The organism is uncultured Aquincola sp. (assembly GCF_964001545.1).
In the GTDB taxonomy this organism is placed as follows: Bacteria; Pseudomonadota; Gammaproteobacteria; order Burkholderiales; family Burkholderiaceae_C; genus Aquincola.
Genome location: NZ_CAXFDV010000019.1, coordinates 1 through 4,831, shown reverse-complemented (window position 1 = coordinate 4,831; position 4,831 = coordinate 1). Strand labels below are relative to the sequence as shown.

Below are 4,831 nucleotides of genomic sequence, written 5' to 3'. Positions count from 1 at the left end.
CGACAGCCTGGGCTGGGTGGAATTCCGCCTGGGCAACCGCGAAGAAGCGCTGCGCCTGCTGCGCCAGGCCTACAGCGCCCGGCCCGACCCCGAGATCGCCGCCCACCTGGGCGAAGTGCTGTGGGCGCAGGGCGAGCGCGACGAGGCCCTGCGCCTGTGGCGCGACGCCCAGCAACGCGACGCCGGCAACGAAACGCTGCGTGAAACGCTGGCCCGCTTGAAGGTGGCACTGTGAAGCTGCTGTCCGCCGCCCTGCTGTCGGCCGCACTGCTGGCCGGTTGTGCCACGCTGCCGCCGCCATCGGACCCCAGCGCCGCGTCCATCAGCGGCCGCCTGGCCGTGCAGGTGCCCGAGCCGGTGGACGGCACCAGCGAGCCGCGCAGCATGAGCGCCGCCTTCGAGCTGCGCGGCGACGCACGGCTGGGCGAGCTCAACCTCAGCGGCCCGCTGGGCAACACCCTGGCCCAGGCACGCTGGCACGACGGCGAAGCCGAACTGCTGACCACGCAGGGCGCCCGCAAGTTCGCCAGCCTGGACGACATGTCGCAGCAGATGCTGGGCGAGCCGCTGCCGCTGGCCGCGCTGATCGACTGGCTGCGTGGCCGCCCCTGGCCTGCCGCGCCCAGCTACGCCAACGACGCCGGCTTCCAGCAGTTGGGCTGGCAGATCGACCTGCGGCGCTATGAAGAAGGCGCGCTGGTGGCCGAACGCGCCAGCCCGCCGACGACGGTGCGCGTGCGGCTGGACAAGCCCGCGGCCCCCTGAGCGGCCGGCCCGGAGACCCGCGTGAGCCTTTCTTCGCTGCTGGACGTGCCTGCGCCCGCCAAGCTGAACCTGTTCCTGCACATCGTCGGCCGCCGGCCCGATGGCTACCACCTGCTGCAATCAGTCTTCGTGCTGATCGACTGGGCCGACACGCTGCACTTCGAGCGCCGCGCCGACGGCCAGCTGCGCCGCCACGACCTGGGGCCCGCACTTCCGGCAGATGACCTGAGCCTGCGTGCCGCGCGATTGCTGCAGGCCCGCAGCGGCTGCACGCTGGGCGCCGACATCTCGGTGGACAAGCAGGTGCCCTGGGGCGCCGGCATGGGCGGCGGCAGTTCCGACGCTGCCACCACGCTGCTGGCGCTCAACCGGCTGTGGGGCCTGGGCTGGAGCCGTGCGCAGCTGCTGGCGCTGGCGCCCGAACTGGGCGCCGACGTGCCTTTCTTCGTGGGCGGCGACAATGCGTTCGTGGAAGGCATCGGCGAGCAGCTGAGCCCGATCGAGGTGCCCGCCCAGCGTTATGTGGTGGTCAAGCCACAGGCATCGCTGGCCACCGCCGAAATTTTTTCGCACCCCTTGCTGACACGCGACACAAAGCTGTCTATACTGCGAGGCTCACTTGCAGACACCGCCTTCGGTTGCAACGACTTACAGCCACCCGCTGAAGACCGTTGTTCTGAAGTAGCCCAAGTGGCTAGGTGGCTGGAAACCCGCTTCGGCAACAGCCGCATGACGGGCTCCGGCAGCGCAGTATTTGCAAGAGTAGATTCAGGCAGGAACGCCCCGCCTTTGGCGATAGACCTGACGGACCTTCCGTCGGGTTGGGTGGGTCGGGAATGCCGAGGTCTGGCCAGCCACCCGTTGCGGGCCTGGGCAGATTGAGTTGAAGGTGGCAGCGCAAGCTGCAACCTGTGTAGGGGAGTCGCCAAGTTGGTCAAGGCATCGGATTTTGATTCCGACATGCGAGGGTTCGAGTCCTTCCTCCCCTGCCAAACATCTTTCTTCCGCTGATCGCCGTCTCGTTCATCCGCCGTCGCCAGGGTTCGCCGTGCTCTTCAACACCATGCTCTTCACGGGGAACGCGAACCCCGTGCTGGCCAAGGAAATCGCGACCCATCTCGGCATCGAGCTGGGCAAGGCCAGCGTCGGCCGCTTCTCCGATGGTGAGGTCACGGTCGAGATCCAGCAGAACGTCCGCGCCCGTGACGTCTTCGTCGTGCAGTCCACCTGCGCCCCGACGAACGAGAACCTGATGGAACTGCTGATCATGACGGATGCGTTGAAGCGCGCCAGCGCGCGCCGCATCACCGCCGTGGTCCCCTACTTCGGTTACGCACGGCAGGACCGCCGTCCGCGTTCCACCCGGGTGCCCATCAGCGCCAAGGTCGTGGCCAACCTGCTGGAAACCGTCGGCGTCGAGCGCGTGCTCACGATGGACCTGCACGCCGACCAGATCCAGGGCTTCTTCGACATCCCGGTCGACAACATCTACGCCTCGCCGGTGCTGCTGGCCGACGTGCAGGCCAAGCGCTACCCCGACCTGGTGGTGGTGTCGCCCGACGTCGGCGGCGTGGTGCGCGCCCGGGCGCTGGCCAAGCAGCTGGGCTGCGACCTGGCCATCATCGACAAGCGCCGCCCGAAGGCCAACGTGTCTGAAGTCATGCACGTCATCGGCGACATCGACGGCCGCAACTGCGTGATCATGGACGACATGATCGACACCGCCGGCACGCTGGTGAAGGCGGCCGAGGTGCTGAAGGAGCGCGGCGCCAAGAGCGTGTACGCCTACTGCACCCACGCCGTGTTCTCGGGCCCGGCGATCGACCGCATCCAGAAGTCGCAGCTCGACGAAGTGGTGATCACCAACACCATTCCGCTGTCGGAAGCCGGCCAGGCCTGCAAGAAGATCCGCCAGCTGTCGGTGGCCTTCCTGTTCGCCGAGACCATCCGCCGCATCTCCGACGGCGAGTCGGTGACTTCGCTGTTCGCCGAGCAGAACAGCAACTTCTGACCCTGATCCGGGCACGGGCCGTTCGCGGCGCGTGCCTTTTTCGTTGCGGGCCTTCGTGGCCTGCCCATCCAGGCGCCTGGTCGCGGGCGCCTCACTTTTTTGGAGTGAAACCATGAAATTCGTCGCTTACGAGCGCACGCTGCAGGGGACCGGAGCGAGCCGCCGCCTGCGTATCGCCGGCAAGGTGCCTGGCATCGTCTACGGCGCCGGCGAGCCGGCCCAGATCGAGCTGGACCACAACGCCCTGTACTTCGCGCTGAAGAAGGAAGCCTTCCACGCCTCCATCCTCGAGATGGAACTGAATGGCAAGACCGACAAGGTGCTGCTGCGCGACTTCCAGGTGCACCCCTGGAAGCAGCTGGTGCTGCACGTGGACTTCCAGCGCGTGGACGAGCGCACCCGCATCAAGAAGAAGGTGCCGCTGCACTTCATCAACGAAGAAAACTCGCCGGCCGTCAAGACCGACAAGCAGCTGATCAACCACGTGGCCACCGAACTCGAGATCGAGTGCCTGGCCGCCCAGCTGCCTGAGTTCATCACCGTCGACCTGGGCAACCTGGAAAAGGGCCAGTCGCTGCACGTCAACGACCTGAAGCTCGACAAGAACGTCAAGGTCGTGCTGCGTGGCAAGAAGAACCCGGTGATCGCCTCGGTGGCGGCTCCGGTGGAAGAAGAAGAAGTGGCACCCGTGGCCGTGGCGCCGGTCGCCAAGGGCAAGGCCGCCAAGAAGAACGAAAAGCAGAACAAGAAGTAAGCTGCGGCGGCCTGCGGGCCGCTTCTGCCGAGCTCTGCTGCTTGCCAAGCCCCGCCCCGTGCGGGGCTTTTGCTTTGTAGGATGAAGATGATCCGATTGCTGGTTGGCCTGGGCAACCCGGGCGCTGAATACGACGACACCCGCCACAACGCCGGCTTCTGGTGGATCGACCATGTGGCGCGCCGCCTGGGCACCAGCCTGCAATACGAACGCGGCTACCACGGCCTGGTGGCGCGGGTGAACCGGCCACTGACGGGCATCGAAGGCCCGATCTGGCTGCTGGAGCCGCAGACCTTCATGAACCTGTCGGGCAAGTCGGTGGCGGCGCTGGCGCGCTTCTACAAGATCGCGCCGGAAGAGATCTTGGTGGCGCACGACGAGCTGGACCTGCTGCCCGGGCAGATGAAGCTCAAGCAGGGCGGCAGCCACGCCGGCCACAACGGCCTGCGCGACATGATCGCGCAGCTGGGCAGCGCCGCCTTCTGGCGGCTGCGGCTGGGCATCGGCCACCCGGGCCACAAGGCCGAGGTGGTGAACTACGTGCTCAAGAAGCCCTCGCCCACCGACCGCGAGGCGATCGACGACTGCGTGACCAAGTCCACCGAAGCGCTGGACCTGCTGCTGGCCGGCGAGATGGAGCGGGCGATGATGAAGGTGCATGCCAAGCCGCCCAGGCCGAAGCCGCCGAAGCCTGAACCCACCCCGCCCCCCACGGACACGCCATGACACCTTCGCTGCCCCTGCTGTTGAAGTTCATCCCCGCGCTGTGCGCCCTGAATCTTTCAACCGCGGTGGCCGCGCAGAGCAGCGTGTACCGCTGCGGGCCGCAAGGCAGCAGCTACTCGCAGACACCTTGCGCCGATGGCCGCGCGCTGACGCTGGGCGATGACCGCAGCGAGGCCCAGCGCCAGGCGGCCGAACGCAGCCTCCAGCGCGACCAGGCGCTGGCCGACCGGCTGCGCGACGAGCGCCATGAGCGTGAAGCCGCCTATGCCGCCGCCGGGCGCGGGCCGGCCGCCATCCACGGCGTGCCGGCGCAGCAGCCCTCGGCCTCACGGCTGGCGGAATGGCAGCGCGCGAACGCGCCCAAGCCCAAGGCGGCGAAGAAGCACAAGAAACAGAAGCAGCCGACCCTGGCCAGCGCAGGCGGCTGAAGGCGCGGCCTCAGCCCGCCTGTTGCAGCCGGCGGTACTTGGCCCAGAGCGATTCGGAAGCCTCGACGTGCTCGGGATTCACCGGAATGCATTCCACCGGGCACACCTGCACGCACTGCGGCTCATCGAAATGGCCCACGCACTCGG

Annotated in this window: 7 protein-coding genes, 1 tRNA gene and 1 pseudogene; 8 read left to right on the top strand and 1 reads right to left on the bottom strand. The window is 67.6% G+C overall.

Annotation, left to right across the window (positions count from 1 at the left end):
• The 8 genes from ABNT58_RS00735 to ABNT58_RS00700 all read left to right on the top strand — a co-directional run.
• Positions 1–235 (top strand): tetratricopeptide repeat protein (locus tag ABNT58_RS00735; RefSeq protein ID WP_348751600.1); only part of this gene is annotated, 235 nt, incomplete at its 5' end.
• Positions 232–765 carry an outer membrane lipoprotein LolB gene (locus ABNT58_RS00730; protein ID WP_348751599.1) on the top strand — a complete coding sequence of 178 codons (534 nt, stop codon included), beginning with the start codon at positions 232–234 and terminating at the stop codon, positions 763–765. The genes ABNT58_RS00735 and ABNT58_RS00730, both read left to right, overlap by 4 nt.
• A 21-nt stretch (positions 766–786) precedes the next feature.
• Positions 787–1,647 (top strand): 4-(cytidine 5'-diphospho)-2-C-methyl-D-erythritol kinase, encoded by an 861-nt coding sequence (gene ispE, locus ABNT58_RS00725; protein ID WP_348751598.1) that lies wholly within the window; start codon positions 787–789, stop codon positions 1,645–1,647.
• A gap of 33 nt (positions 1,648–1,680) precedes the next feature.
• Positions 1,681–1,757: transfer RNA gene (locus ABNT58_RS00720), tRNA-Gln, on the top strand.
• Positions 1,758–1,828: 71 nt separating this feature from the next.
• Positions 1,829–2,776: a ribose-phosphate pyrophosphokinase gene (locus ABNT58_RS00715; RefSeq protein WP_348751597.1), complete on the top strand. Its 948-nt coding sequence runs from the start codon at positions 1,829–1,831 to the stop codon at positions 2,774–2,776.
• 112 nt (positions 2,777–2,888) lie between these two features.
• Positions 2,889–3,530, top strand: a complete 642-nt coding sequence (locus tag ABNT58_RS00710; protein WP_348751596.1) for a 50S ribosomal protein L25/general stress protein Ctc — start codon at positions 2,889–2,891, stop codon at positions 3,528–3,530.
• Between the two features lie 87 nt (positions 3,531–3,617).
• The gene (gene pth / locus ABNT58_RS00705) at positions 3,618–4,256 is read left to right on the top strand and encodes an aminoacyl-tRNA hydrolase (protein ID WP_348751595.1); all 639 of its coding nucleotides are present in this window, start codon (positions 3,618–3,620) and stop codon (positions 4,254–4,256) included.
• On the top strand, positions 4,253–4,684 hold the full coding sequence (locus ABNT58_RS00700) for a hypothetical protein (RefSeq protein WP_348751594.1): 432 nt from the start codon (positions 4,253–4,255) through the stop codon (positions 4,682–4,684). The genes pth and ABNT58_RS00700 overlap by 4 nt, the downstream gene beginning before the upstream one ends.
• Before the next feature lie 10 nt (positions 4,685–4,694).
• Here ABNT58_RS00700 and ABNT58_RS00695 read toward each other — a convergent pair.
• Positions 4,695–4,831 (bottom strand): annotated as a pseudogene (locus ABNT58_RS00695) (ferredoxin); the annotation flags it as partial.

Bases quoted from the DNA above. Each gene is read 5' to 3' on its own strand.
- pth (WP_348751595.1), top strand. From the start codon at position 3,618: ATGATCCGATTGCTGGTTGGCCTGGGCAACCCGGGCGCTGAATACGAC.
- ABNT58_RS00710 (WP_348751596.1), top strand. From the start codon at position 2,889: ATGAAATTCGTCGCTTACGAGCGCACGCTGCAGGGGACCGGAGCGAGC.
- ABNT58_RS00715 (WP_348751597.1), top strand. From the start codon at position 1,829: ATGCTCTTCACGGGGAACGCGAACCCCGTGCTGGCCAAGGAAATCGCG.
- ABNT58_RS00700 (WP_348751594.1), top strand. From the start codon at position 4,253: ATGACACCTTCGCTGCCCCTGCTGTTGAAGTTCATCCCCGCGCTGTGC.